Origin of the sequence: Microbacterium arborescens, assembly GCF_030369635.1 — a bacterium.
In the GTDB taxonomy this organism is placed as follows: Bacteria; Actinomycetota; Actinomycetes; order Actinomycetales; family Microbacteriaceae; genus Microbacterium.
Genome location: NZ_CP128474.1, coordinates 2427373 through 2454151, shown reverse-complemented (window position 1 = coordinate 2454151; position 26779 = coordinate 2427373). Strand labels below are relative to the sequence as shown.

The 26779-nt window shown below is 69.9% G+C and carries 32 protein-coding genes and 1 riboswitch; of the genes, 17 read left to right on the top strand and 15 right to left on the bottom strand.

The genetic code is table 11. The features are described from left to right. Positions 1-47: 47 nt before the first annotated feature. The 6 genes from QUC20_RS11700 to QUC20_RS11675 all read right to left on the bottom strand — a co-directional run bounded on the left by QUC20_RS11700 (position 48) and on the right by QUC20_RS11675 (position 6475). A complete protein-coding gene (locus tag QUC20_RS11700; RefSeq protein WP_289329977.1) occupies positions 48-857 on the bottom strand; it encodes an ABC transporter ATP-binding protein in 810 nt (269 codons plus the stop codon). Next, positions 854-1636 carry an ATP-binding cassette domain-containing protein gene (locus QUC20_RS11695; protein ID WP_289329976.1) on the bottom strand — a complete coding sequence of 261 codons (783 nt, stop codon included), beginning with the start codon at positions 1634-1636 and terminating at the stop codon, positions 854-856. The genes QUC20_RS11700 and QUC20_RS11695 overlap by 4 nt, the downstream gene beginning before the upstream one ends. Next, positions 1633-2502 (bottom strand): ABC transporter permease, encoded by an 870-nt coding sequence (locus QUC20_RS11690; protein ID WP_183045401.1) that lies wholly within the window; start codon positions 2500-2502, stop codon positions 1633-1635. Before QUC20_RS11690 ends, QUC20_RS11695 begins: the two co-directional genes overlap by 4 nt. Before the next feature lie 8 nt (positions 2503-2510). Beyond that, entirely contained in the window at positions 2511-3461 is a 951-nt protein-coding gene (locus QUC20_RS11685; protein ID WP_289329975.1) for an ABC transporter permease, read from the bottom strand. After that, complete coding sequence (locus QUC20_RS11680; RefSeq protein WP_289329974.1) at positions 3458-4969, bottom strand: ABC transporter substrate-binding protein; 1512 nt, start codon at positions 4967-4969, stop codon at positions 3458-3460. The genes QUC20_RS11685 and QUC20_RS11680 overlap by 4 nt, the downstream gene beginning before the upstream one ends. Positions 4970-5527: 558 nt before the next feature. After that, the gene (locus tag QUC20_RS11675; protein ID WP_434543637.1) at positions 5528-6475 is read right to left on the bottom strand and encodes an alpha/beta fold hydrolase; all 948 of its coding nucleotides are present in this window, start codon (positions 6473-6475) and stop codon (positions 5528-5530) included. A 54-nt stretch (positions 6476-6529) separates the two neighbouring features. On the opposite strand from QUC20_RS11675, the gene QUC20_RS11670 reads away from it, so the two are divergent. From QUC20_RS11670 to QUC20_RS11660, 3 genes are all read left to right on the top strand, one after another. Then, positions 6530-7006, top strand: coding sequence for a carboxymuconolactone decarboxylase family protein (locus tag QUC20_RS11670; protein ID WP_289329972.1), 477 nt, complete (start codon positions 6530-6532; stop codon positions 7004-7006). Beyond that, entirely contained in the window at positions 7003-7725 is a 723-nt protein-coding gene (locus QUC20_RS11665) for a tyrosine-protein phosphatase (RefSeq protein ID WP_289329971.1), read from the top strand. Before QUC20_RS11670 ends, QUC20_RS11665 begins: the two co-directional genes overlap by 4 nt. Positions 7726-7798: 73 nt before the next feature. Continuing rightward, positions 7799-8260 (top strand): SIP domain-containing protein, encoded by a 462-nt coding sequence (locus tag QUC20_RS11660; RefSeq protein ID WP_289329970.1) that lies wholly within the window; start codon positions 7799-7801, stop codon positions 8258-8260. A 6-nt stretch (positions 8261-8266) separates the two neighbouring features. On the opposite strand, the gene QUC20_RS11655 is transcribed toward QUC20_RS11660, so the two are convergent. From QUC20_RS11655 to QUC20_RS11640, 4 genes are all read right to left on the bottom strand, one after another. Then, positions 8267-8731 (bottom strand): Fe-S oxidoreductase, encoded by a 465-nt coding sequence (locus tag QUC20_RS11655; protein ID WP_289329969.1) that lies wholly within the window; start codon positions 8729-8731, stop codon positions 8267-8269. Beyond that, positions 8728-9576 (bottom strand): arginase family protein, encoded by an 849-nt coding sequence (locus tag QUC20_RS11650; protein ID WP_289329968.1) that lies wholly within the window; start codon positions 9574-9576, stop codon positions 8728-8730. Before QUC20_RS11650 ends, QUC20_RS11655 begins: the two co-directional genes overlap by 4 nt. Positions 9577-9657: 81 nt before the next feature. Then, positions 9658-10392 carry a PspA/IM30 family protein gene (locus tag QUC20_RS11645; RefSeq protein ID WP_120264772.1) on the bottom strand — a complete coding sequence of 245 codons (735 nt, stop codon included), beginning with the start codon at positions 10390-10392 and terminating at the stop codon, positions 9658-9660. A gap of 41 nt (positions 10393-10433) precedes the next feature. After that, the gene (locus QUC20_RS11640; RefSeq protein WP_289329967.1) at positions 10434-12467 is read right to left on the bottom strand and encodes a TPM domain-containing protein; all 2034 of its coding nucleotides are present in this window, start codon (positions 12465-12467) and stop codon (positions 10434-10436) included. Between the two features lie 179 nt (positions 12468-12646). Between QUC20_RS11640 and QUC20_RS11635 the strand changes: the two genes are divergently transcribed. The 7 genes from QUC20_RS11635 (at position 12647) to QUC20_RS11605 (ending at position 17021) form a co-directional block, all read left to right on the top strand. After that, positions 12647-13480 carry a DUF3097 domain-containing protein gene (locus QUC20_RS11635; protein WP_120264774.1) on the top strand — a complete coding sequence of 278 codons (834 nt, stop codon included), beginning with the start codon at positions 12647-12649 and terminating at the stop codon, positions 13478-13480. Positions 13481-13529: 49 nt separating this feature from the next. Then, positions 13530-14279 carry a tRNA (guanosine(46)-N7)-methyltransferase TrmB gene (gene trmB, locus QUC20_RS11630; RefSeq protein ID WP_289329966.1) on the top strand — a complete coding sequence of 250 codons (750 nt, stop codon included), beginning with the start codon at positions 13530-13532 and terminating at the stop codon, positions 14277-14279. A gap of 15 nt (positions 14280-14294) precedes the next feature. Continuing rightward, positions 14295-15152: a CPBP family intramembrane glutamic endopeptidase gene (locus tag QUC20_RS11625; protein WP_289329965.1), complete on the top strand. Its 858-nt coding sequence runs from the start codon at positions 14295-14297 to the stop codon at positions 15150-15152. A 20-nt stretch (positions 15153-15172) separates the two neighbouring features. Beyond that, a riboswitch (guanidine-III (ykkC-III) riboswitch) is annotated at positions 15173-15238 on the top strand. A gap of 10 nt (positions 15239-15248) precedes the next feature. Beyond that, a complete protein-coding gene (locus QUC20_RS11620) occupies positions 15249-15563 on the top strand; it encodes a DMT family transporter (protein ID WP_289329964.1) in 315 nt (104 codons plus the stop codon). Position 15564: 1 nt separating this feature from the next. After that, a complete protein-coding gene (locus tag QUC20_RS11615) occupies positions 15565-15972 on the top strand; it encodes a DMT family transporter (protein WP_120264777.1) in 408 nt (135 codons plus the stop codon). Between the two features lie 270 nt (positions 15973-16242). Beyond that, positions 16243-16428: a hypothetical protein gene (locus QUC20_RS11610; protein ID WP_289329963.1), complete on the top strand. Its 186-nt coding sequence runs from the start codon at positions 16243-16245 to the stop codon at positions 16426-16428. Between the two features lie 110 nt (positions 16429-16538). Beyond that, positions 16539-17021 carry a pyridoxamine 5'-phosphate oxidase family protein gene (locus QUC20_RS11605; RefSeq protein WP_289329962.1) on the top strand — a complete coding sequence of 161 codons (483 nt, stop codon included), beginning with the start codon at positions 16539-16541 and terminating at the stop codon, positions 17019-17021. Between the two features lie 80 nt (positions 17022-17101). On the opposite strand, the gene QUC20_RS11600 is transcribed toward QUC20_RS11605, so the two are convergent. Then, positions 17102-17938 carry an alpha/beta fold hydrolase gene (locus tag QUC20_RS11600; RefSeq protein WP_289329961.1) on the bottom strand — a complete coding sequence of 279 codons (837 nt, stop codon included), beginning with the start codon at positions 17936-17938 and terminating at the stop codon, positions 17102-17104. Positions 17939-18054: 116 nt separating this feature from the next. On the opposite strand from QUC20_RS11600, the gene QUC20_RS11595 reads away from it, so the two are divergent. Beyond that, a complete protein-coding gene (locus tag QUC20_RS11595) occupies positions 18055-18855 on the top strand; it encodes a DNA-formamidopyrimidine glycosylase family protein (protein ID WP_289329960.1) in 801 nt (266 codons plus the stop codon). A gap of 4 nt (positions 18856-18859) precedes the next feature. Here QUC20_RS11595 and QUC20_RS11590 read toward each other — a convergent pair whose 3' ends face one another. Beyond that, positions 18860-19372 (bottom strand): MarR family winged helix-turn-helix transcriptional regulator, encoded by a 513-nt coding sequence (locus QUC20_RS11590; protein WP_289329959.1) that lies wholly within the window; start codon positions 19370-19372, stop codon positions 18860-18862. Positions 19373-19491: 119 nt separating this feature from the next. Here QUC20_RS11590 and QUC20_RS11585 point away from each other — a divergent pair, with 119 nt between their 5' ends. Genes QUC20_RS11585 through QUC20_RS11575 form a run of 3 tightly spaced genes read left to right on the top strand, consistent with a single transcriptional unit; the run spans position 19492 to position 20477 of the window. After that, positions 19492-19875 carry a DUF7882 family protein gene (locus tag QUC20_RS11585; protein ID WP_259455376.1) on the top strand — a complete coding sequence of 128 codons (384 nt, stop codon included), beginning with the start codon at positions 19492-19494 and terminating at the stop codon, positions 19873-19875. Further along, positions 19872-20222 (top strand): peptide ABC transporter permease, encoded by a 351-nt coding sequence (locus QUC20_RS11580; protein ID WP_147374417.1) that lies wholly within the window; start codon positions 19872-19874, stop codon positions 20220-20222. The genes QUC20_RS11585 and QUC20_RS11580 overlap by 4 nt, the downstream gene beginning before the upstream one ends. 42 nt (positions 20223-20264) lie before the next feature. Then, positions 20265-20477 carry a hypothetical protein gene (locus QUC20_RS11575; protein ID WP_120264785.1) on the top strand — a complete coding sequence of 71 codons (213 nt, stop codon included), beginning with the start codon at positions 20265-20267 and terminating at the stop codon, positions 20475-20477. Between the two features lie 91 nt (positions 20478-20568). On the opposite strand, the gene QUC20_RS11570 is transcribed toward QUC20_RS11575, so the two are convergent. Beyond that, positions 20569-21093, bottom strand: coding sequence for a hypothetical protein (locus QUC20_RS11570; protein ID WP_289329958.1), 525 nt, complete (start codon positions 21091-21093; stop codon positions 20569-20571). Between the two features lie 15 nt (positions 21094-21108). Next, complete coding sequence (locus QUC20_RS11565; protein WP_289329957.1) at positions 21109-22188, bottom strand: peptidoglycan DD-metalloendopeptidase family protein; 1080 nt, start codon at positions 22186-22188, stop codon at positions 21109-21111. 107 nt (positions 22189-22295) lie between these two features. Between QUC20_RS11565 and QUC20_RS11560 the strand changes: the two genes are divergently transcribed. Continuing rightward, the gene (locus QUC20_RS11560) at positions 22296-23450 is read left to right on the top strand and encodes a hypothetical protein (RefSeq protein WP_289329956.1); all 1155 of its coding nucleotides are present in this window, start codon (positions 22296-22298) and stop codon (positions 23448-23450) included. Here QUC20_RS11560 and QUC20_RS11555 read toward each other — a convergent pair. Further along, positions 23437-24066, bottom strand: a complete 630-nt coding sequence (locus QUC20_RS11555; protein ID WP_120264790.1) for a TetR/AcrR family transcriptional regulator — start codon at positions 24064-24066, stop codon at positions 23437-23439. The genes QUC20_RS11560 and QUC20_RS11555 overlap by 14 nt on opposite strands. A gap of 244 nt (positions 24067-24310) precedes the next feature. On the opposite strand from QUC20_RS11555, the gene QUC20_RS11550 reads away from it, so the two are divergent. Then, the gene (locus QUC20_RS11550) at positions 24311-25741 is read left to right on the top strand and encodes a hemolysin family protein (protein ID WP_289329955.1); all 1431 of its coding nucleotides are present in this window, start codon (positions 24311-24313) and stop codon (positions 25739-25741) included. Beyond that, a complete protein-coding gene (locus QUC20_RS11545; RefSeq protein ID WP_289329954.1) occupies positions 25738-26766 on the top strand; it encodes a CNNM domain-containing protein in 1029 nt (342 codons plus the stop codon). Before QUC20_RS11550 ends, QUC20_RS11545 begins: the two co-directional genes overlap by 4 nt. Positions 26767-26779 lie beyond the last annotated feature (13 nt).

Below are 26779 nucleotides of genomic sequence, written 5' to 3'. Positions count from 1 at the left end.
ACGGTAGCGGCGGCCGCCGACATCGGTCACGGCGCGAGCGCGGATCCTCAGTCCTGTGTGCGATGCGGATCGATCACCGGTACCGAGGCGAGCAGGCGGCGCGTGTACGCGGCCTGCGGCTGCAGCAGCACCTTCTCGGTCGGCCCCTCCTCGACGATGCGCCCCTCGGTCATCACGACGACCTCGTCGCAGAGGTTCTGCACGACGCCGATGTCGTGCGAGACCAGCAGCAGCGTCATCCCCTGTTCTGCTCGCAGGCGGCGCAGGACGTCGAGGATCTGCGCGCGGACGGTCACGTCGAGGGCCGACAGCGGTTCGTCGCCGACCAGGATCTCGGGGCGATGCGCGATCGCGCGCGCGAGGGCGATGCGCTGGCGCTGGCCGCCCGAGAACTCGTGCGGGTAGCGGTCCGCTGCGTCCGCATCCAACCCGACGTCCGACAGCACCTCGTGTACGCGGGCGCGTCGGTCGCCCGGGACGTCGAGCGCCCACAGCGGTTCGGCGACGATACGGCCCACGCTCATGCGGGGATCGAGCGAGGCGTACGGGTCCTGGAAGACGATGCCGGTGCGACGGCGGAGCCAGTGCAGGCTGCGTGCCGACGCACGGGCGTCGACGGCGCGGCCGTCGATCGTGACCGTGCCGGACGACGGCGTGTCGAGGCCGAGAAGAAGCCGGACGAGGGTCGACTTGCCGGACCCCGACTCGCCGATGATGCCGAACGCTGAGCCCGCTCGCACGTCGACGTCGACATCATCGAGCGCGACGGTCTCGCGACGCGGCGCCCCCGCACCGCCGTGGCGCACCCGGTAGTGCTTGCTCAGGCCGCGTGCCGAGATGAGCGACTCGCCGGTCATGCGTCTCCCTCCGGACGCCACACCGTGGCCGTGGCGTCGCGCAGCAGGCCGCGGGTGACCTCCGACTGCGGAGCGGTGAGCAGATCGGCGACCGTGCCCGTCTCGACGACGCGCCCGCGTTCGAGCACGACGGCCCCCGTCGCGACCTGCGACAGCACCGCCAGGTCGTGCGTGATGAACAGCAACGACATCCCGTCGTTCTCGACCAGTTCTCCCAGGAGTGACAGGATCTCGGCCTGGATCGTCACGTCGAGCGCCGTCGTCGGCTCGTCGGCGATGAGAAGCTGCGGGCGGGCGGCGAGCGCCATGGCGATCGCGACCCGCTGGCGCTGACCTCCGGAGAGCTGATGCGGGTAGCGGCGCAGTGCGCCCTCGGGGAGCCTCACCCGATCAACGTCTGCCTGAGCCCGTGCGAGGGCCTCACGGCGGCCGGCGCGGCGGTGGATGCGCAGCGGCTCCGCGATCTGCCGCCCCACGGTCCTCAGGGGATTGAGGGCGGTCTGCGGCTCCTGGAAGACGATGCCGATCTCTGCGCCGCGCACCGCGGCGAGCTCGCGGTCCGGCAGCCCGATCAGCTCCCGCCCGTTCCAGCGGATGCTGCCGTCGACCTCGGCGCCGTCGGGCAGCAGCCCGAGGACCGCGAGGGCGGTCAGGGACTTGCCCGAGCCCGACTCGCCGATGAGCCCGACCCGGGCGCCGTCGGCGACGGTGAATGACACATCGTCGACCACGCGGCGGCCGTCGAGCACGATCGACAGGCTGGTGACCTCGAGGCTCATGCGACCACCGCCGGGGTGTGCGAGGCAGCCGGCGATCGGCGTCGGGCGAGCGTCGGGTCGGTCGCCTCACGCAGGCCGTCGCCGAGGAGGTTCAGACCCAGCACGGTGACGGTGATCGCCAGGCCCGGCCACACGACGCTCAGGGGATGTGCCGTCAGATAGTTCTGCAGCTCGCTCAGCAGCAGGCCCCACGACGGCTGCGTCGGGGGAGCGCCGAACCCGAGATAGCTCAGGCCCGCCTCGGCGAGCACCGCGACGGCCATGCCCCACGACAGCTGGACGATGAAGACCGGAGCGACGTTGGGCAGCAGATGACGCACCGCGATCTGCCCGGGCGTCAGACCGTTGGCGCGCGCCGCGAGCACGAAGTCGCTGTGCAGCGTGCGGCGCAGCTCCGGCCGTGTGACGCGCGCGATGTTGACGCCGAAACCGATGCCGACGGAGATCACGACGACCCAGAGCGAGCCACCCCACACCGCCGAGATCATCATCGCGATCAACAGCACGGGGAAGGCGATCAGGATGTCGACGAGTACCGCGACGACCTCGCGGGTCCAGCGGCCCGTGAGCGCGCCGAGACAGGCGAGCGTGATACCGATGAGCGTCGCGACGACACCGGCACCGGCGGCGACGAGGACCGTCGTGCGCGCCCCCACGATCAACAGCGAGAGGATGTCGCGGCCCGAGGCGTCGGTGCCGAGCAGATGCGGCCAGCTCGGCGGGCTCCACCGCGCCGGGATGTCGACGCGCTGCGGGTCGAACGGGGTCCACACGAGCGACACCGCGGCCACGACCCCGATGGTGACGACGACGACGAGTCCGAAGCGGCCGGCGGGAAGCGACCAGAGTCGGCGCAGCCACGGCATCCGGGCGTTCATACGGCCTCCCGCTGTCTCGGATCCAGGCTGCGGTGCACGAGGTCGACGACGAACCCGACGACCAGGACGACCGCCGTGAGGGCCAGGAGCTCGCCCTGAACCTTCGGCAGATCGCGCAGTCCGACATCCGCGACGAGCATGCGCCCGATGCCCGGCAGGGTGAACAGCTGCTCGATCACGACCGCGCCCACGACGATACCCGCGACTTGAAGGCCGAGGACGCTGATGATCGACAGCCCGACCGTCGGAAGTCCATGACGAAGCAGCGCCGCTCGGCGGGTAAGGCCCTTCGCGGCGGCCGTGCGGACGAAGTCCTGACCCATCGCCGACAGGGTCGCACTGCGGACGAACCGCATCAGCATCGCGCCCTCCACGACCCCGATCGTGATCGCGGGCAGGACCAGCGCGGCGAAGGCCCGCGCCGGGTCGCGCCAGCCGTCGCGCGGGAAACCCTGCGCGGGCAGCCACCCGAGCCAGATCGCGAACACCACGACGAGCATCATCCCCGCCCAGACGACCGGCACGGCGGCGAGCGCTTGCGCGCCGAAGGAGAGCGCCGTGCCGTCGACGCGCCCGCGACGGAAGGCCGCGACGACGCCGAACGGAAGCGCGATGATCAGCGCCACCACCATCGACATCAGTCCGAGTGGCACGGTGACCTGAGCTTTCGCCGCGAGCTCCGCCGCGACGGGCGAGCCGGTCACCAGCGAGGCGCCGAGGTCGCCGCGCAGCAGCCCGGACACCCAGTCGAGGTACTGCGTCGGCAGCGGCACGTCGAGGCCGAGCCGCTCACGAAGCGCGGCGACCTGCTCGGGGGTGGAGTTGGTGCCGGCGATCTGCTGGGCGACGTCGCCGGGAAGTACCCGCAATGTCACGAAGATCAGCACGCTGGCGACGACCAGACCCAGCAGCAGCAGGGCCAGTCGCGTCAGCGCGTAGCGGATCACCCGTCGCTCTTGGCGATCTCGGCGAGGTTGATGCGGGCGTTCACGTTGTCGACGGGCATGCCCGAGACGTTCGTGGCGACCGCGACCACCGAAGCCCAGTTGTAGAGCCAATCGGCGGCGTGATCCTCGGACACGATCCGCGCGGCCTTCTTCAGGAGGTCGTCCGCGGACTGCTCGTCCGTTGCCAGCAGCGACTGCGCGTACAGGTCCTGCACCTCGGCGTTGTCGTAGGTGAAGTAGTAGTCGGGGTTCGCCCAGTTCTCGAAGTCGCGCGGCTCTGCGTGGTTGACGACGCTGAGCTCGTAGTCCTTGTTCGTGTAGACGTCGCTGAGCCAGGTGCCGAAGTCGACGGGGTTGACCTTCAGGTCGATCCCGACGTCATTGAAGTTCGAGACCAGGATCTGGGGGAGCGTCGTGCCGTAGGCCGACGGGATGGTCAGAGTCAGAGCGAGGTCGCTGACGCCGGCCTCGCTCAGCAGTGCCCGGGCCGCCTCGGGGTCGTACGACACGACATCCGACAGGTCTTCGTATCCGGGGTCCGCCTCCGGGATCGGACCGTACAGTGTCTGCCCTGCGCCGACGGCCTCGACGATGGCGTCGTGGTCGATCGCGGTTCGGATCGCTTCGCGCACCCGGACATCGGCCAGGGGCCCCGAGGTGGAATTCATCGCGAGCACGCTCTTGTCCGTCGCGCTGCCGGTCTCGACGACGAAGTCGCCGCCGCCCTCGACCTGGTCGGCGAGGTTCGCGTCGAAACCGACCACGACGTCGATCTCGCCGGCCAGAGCCGCGTTGATCGCGGCCTGGTTGTCGGGGATGAAGTCGAACGTCACGTCGGCTACCTGAGCCGCGTCGCCCCAGTAGGCGTCGTTGCGCTCGAGTGTCAGGCTGGCGCCCTGACGCCAGTTCGCGAGACGGAAGGGGCCGGTGCCATTGGCAGCGGTGTTGTAGTCGACGGTGTCGCCCTCTTTGAGGATGATGCCCGCGCGGCCCGTGAGATTCCACAGCAGTGACGAATCGGGCTGCGACAGAGTCAGAATGATCTTCTGCCCGTCAGCCGCGACCGAGGTCACGTTCGCGAGTCGTTCGCTGTCCGCCCACTCGGGAGTGGCCTGCCGCGTGGTCAATGACGAGACGACATCCTGCGGGGTCAGGGCCTGGCCGTCGTGGAAGGTGACTCCCTCGCGCAACGTGAAGGTGTAGGTCAGGCCGTCTGCCGAGATCTCGTGAGCGCTGGCGAGCGCGTCGACGATCTCGCCCTCCGCGGTGCGGGCGACGAGGCCTTGGTAGACGTTGTCGATGAGCGTCTGATCGAGCGAGATGCCCGCCGTCTGCCGGATGTCGAGGTTCGACGGTTCGAGCACGAGGCGGATGTTGACGCTCGCGTCAGGGTTCGGGGCGCCGACGCTGGTGGACGGTGCCGGATCGGTGGATCCGGTGCAGCCGGCGAGGAGAAGCGTGCCTGCGGCCAGCAGCGCGGCGGCGGTCACGGTGGTGCGGCGGAGCATGTGGAGGAGGGTTCCTTTCGCAAGGGCGGCGGCATCGTTGCTGTCCGATGCGGGATCCGCGAACTCAGTGCGGCATACAGCCTAGGGTCCGGCGCGACCGTGAGACGCATTCGCCGACCTCTAGCGTCGCACGGCGCCTTGCTATTCCATCGGGAGCGGGCCGCGCACAGGCTGCGCGGGGTCAGCAGGCAGCGGAGCCCGGGGGTAGAACGACTGAGCCTGCTGGCGGCACGGCCTCACCGGTGGACCTCGCCGCGTTAGAGCGGACCGGCCCTGTCTCCGCAGGCCGAAGGCCCCATCCCGTGACGTCGTCAGGCTGAGCTATCGTCCTGCGGTGCCTGGGCATCTGCGACGTCGACTGAGCCTGTCGGCGGCCCATCGCCCGCTACCAAGCCTTCGCGGGCGGGTCGGTGTGCGGCCCGGCCCCGCAGTGTCCCGTCGACAGGCTGAGCGGCTGTTTTCGCGCGCCGCTGCCCGGCACGCAGCGGCTCAGCCTGTTGGCGGCACGTCGCCCGGCGCGGCCCGGCCCCGGGTGGGCCCGAGCCCGCCCGAGTGGGGTCAGGCGGTGGTGGCGTCGCGGATGATGCGGGCGAGCTCGATCGGAAGCTCCTCCTGCACGTTGTGCCCGGATTCCACCGTCACGATCCGCGCCCCGGGCACACGGTCGCCGAAGGCGGCGACGTCGGCGTCGGTGAGATATCCCCGCGTCCCGCGCACCAGGGTGATGGGTGCCGTCACGGCCGCGAAGTCGTCCCAGCCGGATGCCGCGAGCGCCGGCGCCAGGGCATCCTGCCGCTCGGATGCCGCGGCCGCGGCGCCCGGGTCGGCGGCGAGCCCGTTGGCGATGCGGGCGAAGTGGTGCTTCCACTCCACGCGACCGTCGTCGCGCACGCGCGAGTTGAGGTACACGCCGCGCTCCGCCGCCGCGCGGTCGCCCCCGAGGCCGAACGACAGCGCCCGCTCGACCATCTCCGCTCGTGAGGCCCAGCTCGTCGGTCCGGCGAAGAACCGCCGGATCTGCGACGCCGCACCGGCGGGGTCGAGCCCGGGTGCGATGTCGACGATCACGAGGGAGCGCACCAGCTCAGGATGCGTCGCAGCGAGGGCCGCGGCCGTCAGTCCGCCGAGCGACTGCCCGACGACGACCTGTGGTGAGTGCGTCCACTGCGCGACCGCGGGGGCGATGTCGGCCGCGAGGGTCCGTCCCGTGTAGTCGGCGTCGTCGCGCCAACCCGAGTCGCCGTGCCCGGGCAGGTCGAACGCCAGTGCGGGGCGCCCGAGGCTGAGGATCGTGCGATCCCAGGTGTGCGCATTCAGACCGGCGCCGTGAAGGAGCGTGAACTCGGGGTCGCCCGCGCCGAGTTGCAGCGCACTGATGGGGCGCCCATCGGGTGCGAAAGTGAACAGCCGCTCGGCCGCGGGCGTCGGCACACCCGCTTCGGCGGCTTGAACGGGCAGGAACGAGAACTCGTCGAACGTGTCGTCGTGCACGGTGATCCTTCGCATTGGGGACGGGTCCATTCTCGCGCGGCGCCGGAGGTCGGTGGGTAGGGTTGACGCATGACCCCCGAGCGGCGCATCCACCTCGCCAAGGCGGCTCGTCCGGCTTACGACGCGCTCGACGCTTTCGCGCGCACGGTGGGAACCATCGCCCAGGATGCCGGCATCGGCGAGCGCCTGAAGGAGCTTGCTCTGGTGCACAGCTCGCAGCTCAACGGCTGTGCATACTGCGTCCGTGTGCACGTCGGGCGAGCGGTCGCCGCCGGCGTGACGGCCGACGAGGTCGCCCAGCTCGCCACCTGGCGCGAGTCGGGGGTCTTCGACGAGCGGGAGCGCACGGCGCTCGAGCTCGCCGAGGCCTACGTGAACATCGCCGATGACGGAGTCTCGGACGAGCTCTACGACCGCGTCGGCGGGGTGTTCTCCGAGGCGGAGTACGTCGCGCTGAGCTGGCTGTTCATCTCGATCAACGCGTTCAATCGCCTGACGATCGCGGGGCGGTACCCGGTGCCGCCGCTCCCGCGTTCCGACCGATGAGCGGCGCGGCATCGCTGTCGGTGCCGGGCGCCCTGAACTTCCGCGACACCGGCGGCCTGCGGGCGGGCAGCACCTCGACGCGGTCGGGCGTCCTCTACCGGTCGGGCAACCTGTTCCGCGTCGACGACGACGGTCGGCGTGCTCTCGGCGAGCTCGGGCTGCGGCGCATCATCGACCTGCGCGACGACGACGAGGTGCGCTCCGAGCCCACGGTCCTGGGAGACCTGCCTATTCGGACGCAACGCGTTCCGCTGTTCCTGGGATCGGTCGCCTCGCTGTTCCGCGCCGACATGTCGCTCGAGTCGATGTACCGATCGCTGGTCGACGAGTCGGCGCCGCGGGTGCTCGAGGTGGTGCGCGGTGTCATCGCCGATCAGCCGGTGCTCGTCCACTGCACGATCGGCAAGGACCGCACGGGCGTGACGATCGCGATGATCCTCGCGGCGGCGGGAGTGGACGAGGATGCCGTCGTCGACGACTACGCGCGCACGGAGACACTGCTGCCGGCCGAGCGCAACGCGCCGATCCTCGCGTATCTCCGGGCACACCATCCCGACGCCCCGCAGCTGGTCGATCTGGCCACGCGCTCGCCAGCCCCCGTCATGCGCGCGCTGCTGGCGGATCTGCGCGAGCGATTCGGTTCACCGGCCGAGTACCTTCGGTCGCACGGACTCGGCGACGACGAGCTGGATGAGCTGCGCCGCATCATCCTGCTGTGAGAACTCCGGGGAGTCGTCCGGATTCGGCTAGGTAGGTAAGGCATGCCTACACCGCGGGTATAGTGGACTCATCATGTCCGAGCTCCACAGTGCCGCCGCCTGCCGTGCGTCGAAGCACGTCCGGGTGCAGCACCTGGTCACGGCCGACGAGCACTCGCTCGCCGAGCTCGAGGCACTGCTCGCGACCCTGCCGCTGTGCTCCACCGGACGGGTCTTCATCGAGGTTCCCGACGCCGCATGGATCGGCACCGTCTCGGCGCCGGCCCGCATGGTGGTGACGTGGCTCGATCGTTCCCGCCGCACCGGTGCGCCGGGTTCCGGTCGCGGCTGTGCGCCGGGTGAGGCGCTGTCGCGCGCCGTCACGGCCTGGGCCGACGAGATGCTCTGCACCGATGCCGCGCGGGCGACGCGCGTGCACCTGCTGGGCGGGTTCCTCGGCACCGTCGACATCGTCGATCACCTGACCTCGCGCTGCGGCATGGCCGCCGAGTCGATCCACACGCCCGAGCGCTTCGGCCTCGCGACCGCCCGCTGAGCTAGGTCAGCGGGCCTCGGCGCGACGCGGAATGTAGTTGCCGTCGGCGAGCCCCGCGTCGATCTCGAACCGGTTCCGCAGGGGATCGCGGCCCGCGATCAGGTACAGCAGAGGCATGAGCAGCCCGTAGCGCCGCCACTGCCGAGCGTGTACGGCCTCATGCGCGAGGATCCGCTCGCTCGGCTCGCGGTCGCCGGTCAGGAAGCACGAGCCCACGCAGACGCCGCCGCGGCCGAACGTCCAGGCCGGCATACCGCGGAAGACCCACAGCCCGTGACGGCGCTCGATGCGGCCGGTCGACCATAGCGCGCCCCACACGAATCCGAAGGCGGTGCCGGCGCGGGCTCCGAGCTCGCTGATGGGGGAGTCGAGCAGCACGCGGGGGATGACGCGGTCGAGCGCGGCTCCGCGAGCGACCGCCTCGTCGGCGCGCTGACGCCATCCGGCGGGCGGCGTGCGCACCGCGCTCACGCGAGGGCCCCGACGACCCGCAGCACGGAACCCATGTCTTCTACGACCGCCTCGGGGTGCGGTGGAGCGAAGCCGGAGACGGATGCTCCCGCGAGCGGGAACCGCCCGCGCAGGATGCCGATGGCGTTCGTGAGCGTCGGGAGGTCGAGTCCGAACGGGACGGCTGCGCTCACACCGGTGATCGCTGCGGGGTCGAGGACATCGAGGTCGACGTGGAGGTACACCGAGCCCGCGCCGGTGGCGGCGACCGCATCGGCCAGGCGCGCGGGATCCGCGAGATCGTCGACGCCCAGATGCGTGAGCCCCGAGGCCCGCACCACATCGATCTCGGGATCGTCGAACTCCCGGGCTCCCGCCAAAACGACCCGCTCGGCGGGCACCGCAGCATCCGGTGACAGCGGGCTCGCCTCGAACACGGCGCGCAGTGCCATGCCTGCGAACGCGCCGGACGGTGACGACTCGGGGGAGTGCAGATCGGCGTGGGCGTCGAACCAGACCACGGCCATATCGGGATGCAGCGCGGCCGCGTGTGCGATCGCGGGCACAGCCACTCCGCAGTCGCCGCCCACGACCACCGTGTGCCCGGTCGGTCCGGTGCCGCTCGTGCCGTCCGCAGGGCTGTCGGCGTCGCCGAGTGCCGCCATCACCAGGTCTCGTGTGCGCTGAAGCGAGCTGAACCGCCGGATGCCGCTGCCGAGGGCCTCACCGGCCTCGACGGGGACCTCGACCCGCACCGTCGCGCTGCGCGGCAGGTCGCCGGCGATCGCCTCGGCGCCGTCGATGAGGGTCATCGATCGAGCCGACGGCGAGCCCTGCCACTGCGGGACCACGATGAATCGGGTCATGACGTCATCCTCTGTTCGGGGTGCGGGAATCGATTGTCGACGCCCGGGCGGTGGCGCCGGCCCGGGCGTCGACATCGGGCATCAGCGCTCGATGGCGCCGGCGGCCCCGCCCGTCTTCAGCGCGGCGAGCCGAGCTTCGACCTCGGTGAGCTGGCCCACGTCTTCGAGGCTCTCGAACTGTGCGTCGAGGCTCGACGCGGCGAGCTCCTGCTTGCCGGCGGCGAGTGCCTCCTGGCGGCGGACCTTGTCCTCGAAGCGCCCGAGCTCGCTGGTGGGGTCGAGCACGTCGATCGACTTGACGGCGTCGTGGACGCGGTTCTGCGCCTCCGCCGTCTTGGCGCGCGCGAGCAGCTCGGAGCGCTTCGCGCGGAGCTGGTCGAGCTTGACCTTCATGCCGTTCAGGCCGTCCTTCAGCTTCTCGACCACCTCGGTCTGAGTCGCGATGGTCGGCGCGATCGTGCGGGCCTCGTTCTCCTCGCTGATCTGACGCTGCAGCGCGACCTTGGCGAGGTTGTCGAACTTGTCGGCGTCGGCGGTGTTGCCCACCGCGCGCAGCTCGTCGGCCTTGCGGCTGGCCGCGAGGGCCTTGTTGCCCCACTCGGCGGCCGCCTGGACGTCCTCCTGGTGGTCGCGCTCGAGCAGACGCAGGTTGCCGATCGTCTCGGCGATCGCCGACTCCGCGTCGGCGATCGAGTTGGTGTAATCCCGCACGAGCTGGTCGAGCATCTTCTGCGGGTCCTCGGCCTGGTCGAGAAGGGCGTTGATGTTCGCCTTCATGAGCGTCGAGATGCGACCGAAGATGGACTGCTTTGCCATCGGGGTTCCTTTCGTGGTTGGTACGGAAGAGGGAGAAATCGTCAGAAGCGGCCGCCGCCGCGGCGGGAGCGACCGCCGCCGCCGAATCCACCACCGCCGGTGCGGCCGCGAGATCCGCCGCCGAATCCGCCGCGCGATCCGCCGAGGCCGCCGCCGAAGCCGCTGCCGCCGAATCCCGACGAGCGTCGGCCGGATGAGCCGCCGCCGAGGAGCGAGTTCAGCACCATGCCGCCGATCATGGCACCCATCATGCCGCTGGAGTTCGAGCCGGCGGAGGCCGACGTGAAGCCGCCGACGTCGGTGCGCGCCGCATCGATCGCGAGCCTGCTCAGCTGTGTCGCGCGCGTCGCATCGGCCAGGGCGCGTTCGGGCTCGATCTGCGATGTCGCCTCGGCGCGATCGAGCGACGCCCGCGCTTCCGCGACCCGCGTGCGGGCCGTCGCGCCGACGGCGCCGCGCCGCGTGCCGATGTAGTCCTCCGCGGCAGAGACCTGTGCACGCGCCTGCTGCAACTGCTGGTCGAGCGTCTGCCGTGCGCGGGCCGCGCGCTGTGCGGCGTCGCGCGCGCCGGCGAGGGCGGCATCGATCGCCGAGTTCGCGCCCAGGAGCGTCGACAGCGCAGCCTGCGGGCGGCGGTGCTCGCCCGTCAGCTGAGCGCGGGCGGCGTCGATCTGCTGGCGCGTGGCGGACGCGACCGCGCCGAGCGAGCCGTCGGGATCAGGGACGCCGACGGCGGCGGCGACATCCTGCTCCAGCTCGGTCACGAGGGCGGCGGCGTCGCGTTCGGCGGTCGCGAGGTCGGCGGCCACCTTCTCGACGGAGGCTTCGAGCTGGGCGGCCTGTGCCACGGCCCCCTCCGCTGCGCGCAGGGCGATGGCCGCGCTGGCGCCGTCGCCGGCCGCGATCGCGCGCTGGGCCGCGTCGAGCTGCTCGTCGGCGTAGGTCAGGCGACTGCGCGCCTGATCGGGGTTGTCGCCGATGGTCGCGAGCTCCTCGGGCGCGTACGCCGATCGGAGCCGTTCGAGCGACGCGATCGCGCCGTCGAGCCCGGTTCCGGCCGCCGCGCGGTCCTGCTGGATGCGCACCAGCGCCTCGGGTGCGTTCTGCTCGAGATCGCGCAGGCGGTCGAACTCGTCGGCACGCGCATCGAGCTCGGAGTCGGCGTGCGCGCACAGCTCGAGGATCCGCGTGTGGATGGCGCGGACGTCGGCCTCGGTGTCGGGCTGGTCGTCGTCGAGGCGCTGCTGCAGCGAGAACGCCTCGTCGAGGTCGCGCCGCGCCTGCGCCAGCGTCTGCGCGAAAGCGGCGGCCGCGTCGTCGCCGAACTGCGCCGTCGCGAAGCCGAGCTCCTGCTCGCTCGTCCGGATGGCGTCGTCGGCTGCGACCAGCGCGCTGGCGGAGCGGCGCGCGAGAGACTCGATCGGTTCCGCGGCTGCACCGCGAGCGGATCCGCCGGCGCCGCTTCGGCGACGGCGCACGAGGACGACGACGACCGCGATCACGGCTCCGACCGCGAGGATGCCGAGGACGATCGTCAGAACCGGGATGCCGGAGCCCTGCGCGGCGCCTCCGGAGCCTTCGGTCGTGCCGCCGGAACCGCCGACCGCAGCCGAGAGCCCTCCGGCTGCGGCGAAGGCTGCTCCGCCCCAATCCTCGGAGCGGAGCTCGGGCAGGATGTCGCGCGTCTCGATCGTGCCCAGCGTGTCGCCGTCGACGGGACCGTTGGTGTCGCCCGAGAGGTAGAAGTTGCGCTGCTCGGTGGCGATGGCCAGCACGTACTGGTTGATACCCAGGCCGCCCCGGTCGGCGACCGCGTTGGCCCAGCCTTCGGCGTCGGACGGGCTGCTGAAGGCGTCGACGTAGACCACCCACAGGTCGATACCCGCCTCGGAGCTCAGTGCTGTCAGCCTCTCGTCGACGGCACGCTCTTCACCCGACGACAACGCATCGGCCTGATCCACGACGCGCCCCGCACCGAGGTCGACCGGGTCGGTCGCCCAGGCCGCGGCGGAGCCGCCGACGACGAGCATCAGGCTCGCCACTATCGAGAGCGTCGCTGCTCGGAGCACGCGCATCCGTTCCCCTTCCGAGGTCGGAGGACCGGCCTCGCCTCCACTCTATTGAGGGCCCGGGGTCCGAGCCTATGCCGCGACTGTGAATCAGCGGGCAGCGGAATCGCGGCGCGGATACCGCGGGACGGGAAGGGCCGCGGTTACGCTGACCGGCGGCCGGAGAGGCTCGAGGTGGAGGAAGCATGGACGACAGGTACGGCTCGGATGTTCTCGCAGCGGGCTGGCGGGACGCCGGACGCAAAGTCGTTCCCGACGTCCCCGCCGATCCCGATCTCGTCGTCGAGGTTGCGGCAGACGGCTACTGCGGAGCCGTCGTCGCCGTCCGCGGCGGCAACGTCGAACTCGAGGACCGCCTCGGAAAGGTGCGTCTGTTCCCGCTCGGTGGAGGTTTCCTCGTCGATGGCGAACCGGTCAAGCTCGTGGCGCCGAAGGCCACGCAACCCACGGGACGGATGCGGACCGCCTCCGGTTCTTTCGTGGCGCCTCAGCAGCGGGCGCGCGTTGCGCGGGCATCGCGCATCCTCGTCGAAGGACGTCACGATGCCGAGCTCGTCGAGAAGGTGTGGGGTGCCGACCTCCGCGTCGAGGGCGTCGTGGTCGAGTACCTGCAGGGCATCGACCTGCTCGACGACCTCCTCCGAGACGAGCCTCCGTCCGCCGACCGCCGCTACGGAGTGCTCGTGGACCACCTCGTCGCCGGCTCGAAGGAGACCCGTATCGCGGAGCAGATCCTGCGCGGACCGCACGGCGCGCACCTGAAGATCGTCGGACACCCCCATATCGACGTCTGGCAGTGCGTCCGCCCCGAGGCCGTCGGCATCCGCGCGTGGCCGCAGGTGCCGCGCGGAGTCGATTGGAAGACCGGCGTCTGCCGGGCGCTCGGCTGGCCCGCCGAGGATCAAGCCGACATCGCGCACGCGTGGCAGCGCATCCTGGGATCGGTCCGTACGTATCGCGACCTCGACCCTGCCCTGCTCGGCCGGGTCGAAGAGCTCATCGACTTCGTCACCACCTGACCAGGCACCTCGGCTCGGCGCCGACCCGGCTGCTCGATACCCTGGACTCATGCCGCAGACCGACGCGCCCGACACCGGTGACGAACCCCGCTACCGCGAGCGGCCCGTGTCGTTCGCGCGCCGCAGCGGTCGCATGAGCGACGGCCAGGAGCGCGCCTGGAACCAACTCGGCGACTTCTACAACATCCCCGTCGACCGCGATCAGGCCCTGCTCAGCGTCAGGCCGGGTTCGCACGTGGATCCCGCGTCGCTGTTCGGGCGCGAGGCTCCGCTCGTGGTCGAGATCGGCTCGGGCCAGGGGCACGCGATCGTCGCGGCCGCACAAGCCGCGCCCGAGACCGACTTCCTCGCGGTCGAGGTGTTCCGCGCCGGCCTTGCGCGCACCATGCTCGACGCCGATCGTGCGGGCGTGCGCAACCTGCGCCTCGTCGAGGCGAATGCGCCCGAGGTGCTCGAACACCTGCTGCCCGCGGCATCCGTCGACGAGCTGTGGATCTTCTTCTCCGATCCGTGGCACAAGACACGGCACACCAAGCGGCGCCTCATCTCTCCCGACTTCACGCCGCTGGCCGCGCGGGTGCTGAAACCCGGCGGCGTGCTGCGTCTGGCGACCGATTGGGAGGACTACGCCCGTCAGATGCGAGAGGTGATGGGGGATGCCGCTGGCTTCGCGCCCGACTTCGACGGCGACTGGGCGCCGCGTTTCGAGGGGCGGGTGATGACGGCCTTCGAGCGTAAGGGCATCGCCAAGGGGCGCGACATCCGCGATCTCGCCTACCGCCGCGTCGACGCGGCCTGACGGGATGCGGTCGCTGTGAAGACGCATCCGGGCCTGGCCGCCCGCCCCTACGTCTCGGCGAGCACGCTGCCGGCCCTGCTGGTATGCCTGGCCGCACCGGCGTTCTTCGTGCTCCTGCAGCCCTGGCTCGGCTGGGCGCTCCTCATCGTCGGTCTCGTCGCTGCGCTCGGCGTCGACCGCTGGCGCGTCAGCGAGGCGGGACGGCCCTCGCTGGCCCGCGACCTCTCGCTCATCGCCCTCGGTCTCGTCGTCGTGAGCCTCATCGACCTGAAAGCCGAGCTCGACAACCTCGCGATGGTGCGATTCACCCTTGCGCTCGGCGGCGCTGTGCTTCTGCCCTATCTCGTGTCGCGCTTCGTCTACCGCGACCACGCGATCCGCTTCCCCTGGCGCGGCGGGGGACGCTGGACCACCTTCCAATGGGTGTGGCTCGCCGCCGTCCTCGTGCTCGGATGGCTCATCCTGCCCTTCTACTTCATCACCTCGGGCGTGTACACGAACTGGCCGGTCGTCGATACTCCCGACCTGATCGCGAGGCTCTTCGTCGGAGTCGGCGCCGTGGGCATCTGGGACGAGCTGTTCTTCATCTGCACCTGCTTCGCGCTGCTGCGACGGCACTTCGCCGACGCGTCGGCGAACGTCCTCCAGATGATCGTCTTCGTATCTTTCCTGTGGGAGCTGGGCTATCGAGCCTGGGGGCCGCTGCTGACGATCCCGTTCGCGCTGCTGCAGGGCTACATCTTCCTGCGCACGCGCTCGCTCGCCTACGTCGTGACGGTGCACCTGCTCTTCGACGCCGTCGTCTTCGGCGTGCTCGTCCATGCGCACAATCCGGGGCTCCTCGACGCCCTCTTCCTCGTCCCGGCGCCCTGAGGGCCGGGGTACCCTGGGTCGCGGGGCCCCGACCGCGGGTCCGCGGACGAGGGAGCAGTACCCGCACCAGACAAGACTGACTCGGACAGGTCTGTCATGTCATGGGTGATCCTGATCGCATCCGGCGTCCTCGAGGCGGTATGGGCGGCCGCGCTCGCGGCATCCGAGGGGTTCCGCCGCAAGCGGCCCGCTCTGCTCTTCGCCGTCGCGCTCGTGGGCAGCATTGCGGGTCTCGCCATCGCGATGGCCGAGCTGCCCACCGGCACGGCCTACGCCGTCTGGGTCGGCGTCGGCGCGACCCTCACGGTGGTGTGGGCGATGGTGACTCAGCGCGAGCGCGCCTCGGTGGCGCGTGTCCTCCTGCTCGTGCTGCTGGTGGCCTGCGTCATCGGCCTCAAGGTGGTGAGCTGACATGGCGCGGGCATGGGTCGTCCTCCTCGCCAGTGCCGTCTGCGAGGCCGTCTGGGCCACGGCGCTCGGGCAGTCCGACGGGTTCCGCGAGCCCGTGGCGACCCTCGTGTTCGTCGCCGGACTGCTCGTGAGCATGATCGGACTCGGACAAGCCATGAAGCGGATCCCGATCGGCACGGCGTACGCGGTCTGGGTCGGCGTGGGGGCGGCGCTCACGGTCGCCTGGTCGATGGCAACCGGCGCCGAGGCGTTCTCGCCGGGCAAGATCGTCTTCATCGCGGGCATCGTCATCGCCGTCATCGGGCTGAAGCTCGTGCCTGCCTCGGCCCCGATCAGGCGATCACAGGCGGGCGAGGAGCGCCGGGCCGAAGACGAGGGCCGCCGCGATCGGAACCACGAGCGCCGCTAGAGCGATGATGCCCAGAATGGCGATGTTGCCCAGGATCGACCCCACCAGGGCGCGGCCCCGGCCTGCGGCGAGGTGGATGCGGTCGAGAGGCGAAAGAGGTGCGGCGGTCACATTCCGACGTTACGAAGCGGAGAGGTGTCTGCGCGTCGGTCGATCGGCTGAGAGGCATCCGACTGGGGGATGATCCGGGCCCGACGCGTGTCAATCCCCTCGGACCGCGCGGATGCGGCGCGTACCGTCGCGGGCAGCAATCGACGAAAGGACGATCCGATGAGCGACTCCGATCCGCAGCGCGGCGAGCACGACGGGCCCGAGCAGGGCACGACCACGGGCGGGGCATCGGCCTTCCCCGGCGCCCCCAGCGCGGCACCCGACGAGCCCGCGCCTGATGATGGCGACGTCGACACGACGACCGATGAAGGCGGACAGCCGCTCGAGAACCCGTCGGGCGGTTGACGGCGTCACCGCCGGGCATCTGCACCGCCTGTCAAGAGCACGACGCGCCGCGATGAGCGGTGTCAGCCTGTACCCACCAACGCCGGACCCGCCCCACTGAAGGAGACACGATGAGCGACAACGAAGACCCCCGGACGATTCTCGCCGAGCTGCTGCCGGACTTCCGGTTCGCCATGGTCACCACGATCGACGACGCGGGAAAGCTCACCGCGCGCCCGTTGACCGTTCAGGAAGCGGAATTCGACGGCGACCTGTGGTTCGTCGTCGATCGGGGCTCGTCCGTCGCCTCGCATGTGACCGTCCGTCCCACCGTCGGGGTGGCGCTCAGCAAGGATGACGCGTGGGTCTCCCTCGCCGGTGAAGCTACGATCGTCGATGACCGAGCCCGGCTCGAGCACTACTGGTCGAGCACCCTCGAGGCGTGGTTCCCCGACGGACCGGACGACCCGAGGATCACGCTGCTGCGTGTCGATGCGATCTCGGGCGAGTACTGGAGCAGTGCGGGCGGGCGCATCGCGACGGCCATCGGTCTGATCAAGTCCAAGCTCACGGGCGAGACCTACGAGGGGCGCAACGAGAAGCTCGAGCTCTGAGCTCTGAGCTCTCGGGCTCCCATACGACGAAGGGCCGTCCCGCGATGCGGAACGGCCCTTCGTCGCCGTGCGGGTGGCTCCTACTTCGCGAGGAAGGCGAGGAGCGCGTCGTTGAACGCGCGCGCGTGGCTCACGTTCAAGCCGTGCGGGGCATCGTGGATCAGAGCCAGTTCGCTCCCTGCGAGCTGCTCGTGGGTGCGCTTTCCCGAACCCTCGAAAGGCACGGTGCCGTCGCCGTCGCCGTGGATGATGAGTGCGGGAACGGTCACGGCATCCAGGTCGCGGCGGAAGTCGGTCGTGGCCCACGCCTCCATCGACTTCAGTGCCGCGTGATGGTCCGCCTGGCGTGTGAGCGCGAGCGCCTCCTGCCGCTGCTCCTCGGTGACCTTGAGCTCGCCGTCGACGGAGAAGAAGGCCGTCGTGAAGGTGTCGTAGAACGCCGCCTCATCCGACTTCAGGCCGTTCTCCATCTCGTCTGCGGCTTCCTGCGTCAGCGGACCTTCGGGGTTGTCGGGCGTCTGCGCCAGGTACGGCGGCACCGCGGCGGCGAACACCACGCTGCGGAGCCGCTCCTGACCGTGGTTCGCGACGTAGCGGGCGACTTCGCCGCCGCCCATGGAGAAGCCGACGAGGGTCGCGTCACGCAGGTCGAGGGTGTCGAGCACGGATGCCAGATCCTGCGCGAAGGTGTTGTAGTCGTAGCCCGATCGTGGCTTGTCGCTGTGCCCGAAGCCCCGGCGGTCGTACGACACGACGCGGTATCCGGCCGCAGTGAGCGCGGGGATCTGCTCGGACCATGACTCAGCCGACAGCGGCCACCCGTGGATCAGGACGACGGGGCGGCCCGACCCGCCGGTGTCGTCGACGTGCAGCTCGATGTCGTTGAAGAGGCCCTTGTGCGCGGTGATCTCAGTCATGACGTCATCGTCATCCCCTTCGCGAGGATTTTCGAGCAGTTGACGCATGACCGCCCCGAGGCTAGGTGAGGCGGCAGACTGGAGGGATGAGGTTGACGTGACTCTCAGAGGCGTCTGTGCCGGAGGGTGACAGCGTCTTCCGGCTCGCCGCCCGACTGCGTCCACACGTCTCCGGTCGAAGTATCGTCTCTGGCGAGCTGCGCTCTGGGGCGGCCGCCGGGACGTCTCTCGCCGGCTGGATGATCGCCGGGCTCGAGACCCATGGCAAGCACCTCATCACCTGGCTCGAACCCGGATTCGCACTTCACACTCACCTGCTGATGCAGGGATCGTGGACGGTGACGCGCGCCGGCCGCTCCGTGCCGACGCGAGTGAACCGGGCGGTCCGCGTGCGCGCGGAACTCGACGGCGGTGCCACGCTCTGGGGCATTGACATGCCGGTCGTCGAGATGCTGCGAGCCGGGGACGTCGCTAGGGTGCTCGGACACCTGGGCCCGGACCCGTTGCGGACGGACTGGGAAGCGGCCGAGGCGGTCCGGCGCCTCGATGTGCGGCCCGACCGCTCGTTCGTCGCCGCCCTCCTCGATCAACGCAACATCGCTGGTCTGGGCAACCTGTGGGTGAACGAGCTGGCATTCCTCTCGGGGGTGCATCCGTTCGACCCCGTCGGCACGGCCGACCTCGCGGTCCTCGTCGACCGTGCCGCGCGGGCTCTGCGGCTCTCGGCCTCGGTGCCCGGCATGTACCAGGTCACGACGGGCTCAGCCCGGCGCGGAAGTGCGCACTGGGTGACCGGTCGTGCCGGGAAGCCGTGTCTGAGGTGCGGAACTCCGATCGTCGTGCGCGCCGAGGGTCCGGGTGATCCCGGGCGCAGACGCACCTGGTGGTGTCCGTCCTGTCAGCCCCGGAAGAGCTGATCGTTCAGACGGCGGATGCGCTGCCGCGTTCGCGTCGCAGCGTGGGGGCAGGCTCGACCGAGTCGACGGCGTCCTGCATACGGGAGAGGAAATCGATCACGGCCGCCGTGGCCTCGGGGGAGGTCTCGTCGGCGACCTGGTGCATGCGGTCGTGCATCGCCGAGAGGGTCGCACGCACCTCTTCGTCGGCTCGTTCCGTCGGTGCCAGGTAGACACTGCGTCGGTCGCTGGGGTGCGGCACTCGTCGCAGATACCCCGCCGATTCGAGGCGGTCGAGGAGGCTCGTCGTGCTCGCGGTCGAGATTCCGAGGTACTTGGCGACGTCTCCCGGCTTCACCTGCAGGTTGCGCGATTGTGCCCGGAGCAACTGTCGGATGACCAGCAGCTCGTTCTCGCCCATCGACATCGACTCGCGCGTGCGCCGCCGCATGGCGGCCTCGGCTGCCTGGTAGAGCCGCAGGGCTTCGAGCGCGCTGGTCGCACGCCGACGTTCGTTGTCATAGAAGAAGCCGGTCATCTGCACACCTCCGCGTCATTGGCTTGCGAGCTTTACCTTAGCAGATATCTAACTTGACGAGATACTTGCCCAACTAGTAGCGTTCCCAACAAGTCATCCAGCATCTGTGAGGAGCCACCATGGGTCAGCTGTTCTACGGGAACACGTCCGAATCGATCGAGATCCCGGACCGTCTGCTCGCGCACCTCAAGGTGCTCACGGCGACGAAGCTCCGCCGCTCGGAGAGCTTCACCCTCACCTGGCGGCATGGTGCCGACACAGCGGCAGGGCGGCAGACGATCTGGCTGCAGCCGTCCATCCCGCTCCGCTTCGTCTTCACCGGCATCGAGGCGGAGAAGCTCGACTCGGCGCTGCTCACCGAGATGGCCCGCGCGGCCACGTCGTCGACCGGCCTCGTCGTCGACTTCGCAGACTTCGAGGTTGCTCCCGCGGCCCCGATCGCGTCGGCACTGCCCGGCGGCGACGTCGTCCCTGCTTCGCGTGAGCTGGCGACCGCAGCATGAGCATGCTCGAGCGGCCCGCCGCGACGCCTCGCGTTCTCAGTGCCCGCAACATCACCTGGTCGACGGTCGCACCCGGTTTCTACGTCGCCTCGACCGACGGGGAGTTCGTCGGTTCGATCGACACCTCACCCGACGGTCACTACATCGCCCTCGACGGTCACGCGACCCCGATCGGACGCTACGCCACGCTGAAAGACGCGCAGCGGTCGCTCCTGACGACGGAAGCCCCGGGCAACCGAGCTCGCAGGTCGCGTGCACGTCGCCACCTGCGCATGACCGCCACGGCTTCGGGTGCCGTGGCCGGGGCGCTCGCCTTGACGGCGGGAGCGCTCGCCCCGTTCATCTGAGACCGGACGGCAGCAGCCGTCCACGAAGAGAAGGAGAACGACATGAGCAATGACGACACCCGTCGCGAGACGGACGAGAACGCCTACGAGGGCCCGGACGTCGAGGTCTCGACGGCCCAGACCGACAGCGACGGTACGCAAGAGCCGGGCGGACTCGGAAAGGACGGGACGATCCCGAGCCACCCGGACGGGGTCGCTGCAGGCCACACCGGGACTGCGTCGACCTTCGAACCCGAAGAGGACGAGAAGTCCTGAAGCACTGCCCGAGATGCCCGGAGATTCTTTCGCCGGGCATCTTCGTGTTCTCGCGGGAGAACGGGCGCGGCCGGCGAGGCCGTCTACGGGGTCACATGCCCTCAGGCGGCTCCGTGGCTGTTGACCACTGATCGAAGTCATCCACCTCCGGGGCGATCCGGCCCCAGCTCGCATCGACGCTCAGGTCGGCGGCCAGCAAGCACGCGTACTCGAGTCGCGCGTCGACGGTGGGGTCCACGATGGGCACGACGACGTACCAGAGCGCGTCGGGCCGCAGGGCGGACCGGGCGTTCTCGCGTCGGATGGTCGACCGATCGAGTTGCTCCGATGCTGGCGCGTTATCGTCCCTGACGGAGACGAGGCATGCGTCGACCAGCTCGGATGTCGTCCACATGGTGTCTGACTCGCCGGTGGGAGGCGTTGTCGGCTCAGGCGTCGCGGATGACTCGGGTTGCGCCGTCGGGGAGGACGACGGAGTCTCGTCCGCAGTCGGCGAGAGGGGAAGGGTCGAGCCCGCGGCTCCGCCGACGCCGACGGTCGCGCAGCCTGTGGCCAGCAGCGCGAACAGGGCGAGGGTCGGTAGGCCGATCCGACGCCGAAGATTGATGCTGCTCATGGGCTCTCCTCGGTCTCAGTTTTCGACGCTCGCGCTGGGAACTCGGAAGCTGTCTCCCTCGTACTGCCAGATATCGGGCCACCGCGCGATCACGCCGTCGCGTTCCTGCGCGCTGGCCGTGTAGAAGTGGTGTCGCGCGGACGGACTCCAGAACCGGGCGACGGTGACCGTATCGGGTGCAGACGAGTCGGCGGGGTACACGAAGAATGCGGTGCCCTCGTACGACCAGACGTCTGGCCAGCGAGCCATGACCGAGTCACGTTCGCCGGCGCTCGTCGTGTAGAAGTGGCCGTTGTACTGGGCGCTCCAGAATCGGAAGAGCGGTACGGTGCCGACGACCTCAGTTGTGAAGGCGCGGTACGCGGTTCCCTCGTACGACCAGATGTCGGGCCAGCGGGCCGCGATGCCGTCGCGCTCGGCGGCGCTCGCCGTGTAGAAGTGCCCCTGATAGCGGGCGCTCCAAAAGCGATAGACCGGGGTCGCGGCGGTAGGCGACGTGACCGGAAGCGGAGCTCCTTCGATGAGCCAGGCCGGGTTCCACACCGTTCCGGTGCGGTGCGGGCCCGAGAATATCGCCAAGTGAAGGTGAGCGTTGGCTTCGGTGCGCGGGCGGACATCTCCGGTGTTCCCTGTTCGCCCCAGGGGAGTCCACCGGAAGACGCGCTGGCCCACGCTCACCAGGGGGCTGCCACGTTCCATGTGCAGGTATTCGGACCGTACGCCCGCCGCATGTTGGACGATCACGAACACACCCCTGCTGACGTCGCCGTCGTCGCCGACAGCGGTCACGGTGCCGTCGGCGACCGCGAGGATCGTGGTGCCGACGCGTGGGTTCACGTAGTAGTCGGCGCCGATGTGACCGCTGTACGTCTGCCCGGGATACCCGTCCACGCCCGAACCGCGCGTCGCGCGGCTCGCGAAGGGGTAACCCCAGACGATCGGGAGTGCCGCATGCTCCGCGGGGGTCTTCACCGTGTACGTCAAGGCTCGAGCGGGTGCCGCCGAGGCGAGCACGAGAGAGCCTGCGGCAACGGATCCGAGCAGCACTGTGCGGCGGCTGAGCGCTCGCGGGGTCTTGCTCTCGTCCGTCGACACGAGAAGAACCTAACAGGATGCTGAGATTCCGCCGAGGTTCGCGTGATCCGCGCACCCCGCACCGCGCTGATTCTCCCCGTGACGAGCGCCGTCGATAGGGTCGGAAGGTGCTCCGTCTGATCTTCTTCGCAGCTATCGGCGCGCTCTTGGGTGGCGCGGTCGTCGAGTATGTCGGACCGCCGGATGCCGGCTGGGGGATCATGAGCATCGCGCTTCCGGTCGCCATCATCAGCGGGACGTTCATCCTCATCGGTCGATCGATGGCCGGGGGAGTGGCCGCGTCGAACGACGACATCCGTCGTGCGATCGACTCTCGACGGCTCGGCCTCGCCCGCGTCGACGCGATTCGACAGACCGGAACGCAGATCAACGATCAGCCGTTGTGCGAGATCGATCTGACGGTGCGCCCGCTCCGGGGCGACTCGTATGCGACGACTCTGCGCACGGTCGTCGCGCTGACCGAGCTTCCCGCCTTCCAGCCCGGACTTCTGCGCCAGGTCGTCATCCTCCTCGACGGGGGCCCCGAGGTCGCCTTCGTCGACGGCGAACTCTCGCCCGCCGAGGTCGCCCACCTCGCGGTCCCGGATCGTTCGGCGGTGCGTTTCGTTCCGATGCAGAGCCACACGCGGATCTCTGGCGGGCGACGCAAGGGCCCGCTGATCGGCGTCGGGCGGCGCGGTCGTCCGCTTCGCCTTCTCGTCTTCGCGATCGTCGCCGTCGCGGTGGCGGTGGCCGTCGTCATGCCCTATCGAGAAGCCGTGGCGCAGACCGTCGCGGCGGTTCTCGACGGTCGCGCGCACGTCGACCTGCGCCAGCCCGAGCCGCTGGCGCAGGCCGAGGCCGCGCTCGAACGCGAGATCGGCCACGATCGCGTGATGTCGATCTACGTCACTCCCGATTTCGTCATCGTCGAGGCCCCGGTGACCCCTGGTACCACGCACACCGACCGTTGGATGTACCGCGGCGGACAGGTCTCGCACTCCGGGCCGGTATCGGTGCAGCCCAAGACTCCCGAGGAGGCCTTCTCCTGGGACGACGTGGACCTCAGCGCCGTCCTTCCGGGCATGGACGAGGCGGCGTCTCAGAGCGGGCTCCCGGTCGGTGACGCCGGGGCGACGGTCATGCGTACCTCGGGTGCCCCCGACACCGATTCGTTCGGCCAGATGGTGGGGCCGGTCGCGATCAGGTTCTCGCTCGACGGCGACTACGAGAGCGCATCATTTCGGATGTCGGCCGATGGCAGCGGGCTCACCCGGGACTGAGCCCGGGGCCGTCGCCATGGTCGTCGTTCCTGCCGAATCCCAGGCGGGCCAGCGCGGACCGGAGGCTGCTCGCGGCCAGCGCATCGTCGGGCAGCGCGTGCGGCGGCACGAACATCCGCGTGATGAGGGGTCCCATCAGGAGGTCGTAGATCTGATCGGCATCCGCGTCGGGCCGTTCGATCTCCCCGCGCGCGACAGCGGCGTCAATGGCATGTTTCACGCGCTCACGGCGCGGTCGGATGAAGTCGGCGTCGAGCAGTCCCGCGAGGTCGTCGTCCGTGCGCGCGACTCCGATGAGGTCGACCACGCTGTTGCGGGCGACCGGGGCTGAGAGGACAGCGATCTCCTCGCGTTGCACCGCATGCAGATCACCGTCGAGGGATCCGGTCTCGGGGGCCGGACCGGGTGCGAAGCGTCGCGCGAGAACAGCGACGGCGAGGTGGGCCGCGCTCCGAAACCGCCGATAGAAGGTGGGTCGTGTCGACCCGACGCGACTCACGAGACCGTCGACGGTGAGAGCCGAAAAGCCCTGTTCGGCGATGATCTCTTCGCCCGCGCGAATGAAGTCATCGGTGGTGTCCTGCGCGCGCGGACGACCGGCTCGTCTTCCCGACATGGAGTCACCTTAGTCGTGGCCATCTGGAGAACGTCCCGGATGCTTCGCCGAGCGGACCACTGCCGCGGTTTCCGGTCATTGCAGCCCCGCGGAGCCGCCGGCCCGCGCGGTCCCGTCGCCCGCTATCCTGTGAGAGCCCACCCGTGCCCTATCGAGAAAGAACACCCGTGAGCAATCGCCATTCCTCCACCGACCAGGAGGGTCGATCTCCGTACCCCCTCGCTGAGAGAGGGGGTGAATCCGAATGATCGAAGCAGTTCTGACACTGCTGCTCGGCATCCTGCTGACATTGGCGATCATCGCCGCCTGCGGCTTCTTCGTCGCCCAGGAGTTCGCGTACATGTCTGTCGACCGGTCGCGCATGGCCGCGCGCGCCGAGAAGGGCGATGCGCAGGCTGCACGCGTGCTGGCGATCACCAAGCGCACGTCCTTCATGCTTTCCGGCGCGCAGCTCGGCATCACGGTGACCGGTCTGTTGATCGGTTACGTCGCCGAGCCCCTCATCGGCGAGTCGATCGGCACGCTGCTGGGCGGCGTCGGCATCGACCCGGCTGTCTCGGTGCTGATCGGCACGGTGGGCGCGCTCCTGCTGGCGACCATCGTGACGATGATCTTCGGCGAGCTGTATCCGAAGAACCTCGCCATCGCGAGCCCCGAACCTCTCGCCCGCGCCCTTGCGATGCCGACCCGCATCTACCTGATGCTCTTCGGCTGGCTCATCACCGTGTTCGATGTCGCCGCGAATGCTCTGCTGCGTCTGCTGCGTATCGAGCCCCTGGAGGATGTCGACGAGAGTGCGACCGCCCGCGACCTCGAGGCGATCATCGAGGAGTCCCGCGCGAGCGGCGATCTACCCGACGACCTGTCGATGATCATCGACCGCATCCTCGACTTCCCGCAGCGCGACGTCGAGCACGCGATGGTTCCTCGCTCACGCATCGACTCGATCTCGCCCGACACGACCGTGGGGGAGGTGCGTGCGCTCATGGCGACCGGCCACACCCGCTATCCGGTGATCGGCGCCGAGGACGACCCCGTCGGCGTCGTCGAGCTCATCGACCTGCTGCGCGGGCACTACGCCGACGACGCTCCCGTTTCGACGATGATGCGCGAGGCCGTGGTGCTGCCGACGACGATGCAGCTGCCGGTCGCCCTCGATCGCATGCGGCAGACGCGTAACGAGCTCGCCTGCGTCGTCGACGAGTACGGCAACTTCGACGGCATCCTCACGATCGAGGATCTCACCGAAGAGGTCATCGGCGAGATCTCCGACGAGCACGACCTCGACATCCACGAGATCGTGAACGTCGGTGAGGATCACTGGCGTCTGCCCGGTGACATCCATCTCGACGAGGTCGAGCGCCTCATCGGCTACGACCTGCCGAGGGACGATGCCGAGACCATCGCCGGACTCATCATCAGCGAGCACGGTGACCTGCTGCCCGAGGGTGCGGTCGTGCGCATCGACCTGCCCGAACGGGCGTCCGAGACCGTGCAGGGGCTGCGGATGCAGCGCTGGCTCGACGTCGAGGTCGCCGAGGTCGCCCGACTCGTCCCCTCGGAACTCGTCGTGCGCCTGTACGAGGTGGATCTGGATGCCGCTGAGGCGGGTCCCGTGGGCGGCGGCGATGCCGTCGTCGCTGCTGGCGCGAGCGATGAGGAGGTCATCCGATGAGCTGGTGGGTCGTCACGATCATCACGATCGCACTCATCCTCGCGAGCGCGTTCTTCGTCATCGTCGAGTTCGCGCTCCTCGCTGCCCGTCGCCACCGCCTGGAAGAGGAGGCCGACCGCAGCGCGTCGGCGCGGGCGGCGCTCCGCGGCGTCAATGAGCTGACCGTCATGCTCGCGTTCGCCCAGCTGGGCATCACGGCGTGCACCTTCCTGCTCGGTGCGATCACCAAGCCGGCGATCGACTACGCCCTCGCGCCCGTGTTCGAGCAGTGGGGGCTGCCATACGTCCTCGCCGACATCATCGCGTTCATGCTCGCCCTCATCGTGGTGACGTTCCTGCACCTCGTCATCGGTGAGATGGCGCCGAAGTCGTGGGCGATCGCCCACCCCGAGGTCGCGGCGAAGGCGACGGGTATCACCGCCCGTGCGCTGACCTGGCCGTTGCGCCCGTTCCTGCTGTGGATCAACCACATCGCGAACCGGCTTGTGAAGGCCTCGGGCGTCGAGCCCGTCGAGAAGGCCGCCGCGGGCGGGCAGGACGCCGACACCATCCGCGAGCTCGTGGCGCATTCGCGTGCGGCGGGAACCCTCGAGGAGCAGTACTCCGAGCCGATCGCACGTGCCATCGCGCTCGGATCGCTGACGGTCGGCGACATCGTCCGCACCGACCGGGTGCCCACCGCTGTGCCGGCGACGGCGACCGCCGCCGATGTGCAGGCGGTCGCGGCATCCTCCGCCCATCTGCGCATCCTGGTGGGGGAGGGCGCGTCGAGTCGTGTCGCCCATGTTCGCGACACGCTCGCCGTCGCGCCGGAGACGCCCGCGCTCGACATCGCACGTGAGGCGCTCGTCCTCGCGCCCGACGCATCGGCGTACGACGCGCTCGCGCGCATGCGCCGCGGTCACGTCCAGCTCGCGACGGTCGTCGACGGCGACCGGCTGCTCGGTGTGGTCACGCTCGACGACCTGCTGCGCGAGGTGCTGCCCGGCGCCGCCGAGGCGGAGCTGGCGGCGCCCGCGAGCTGATCCCGGTTCGCGA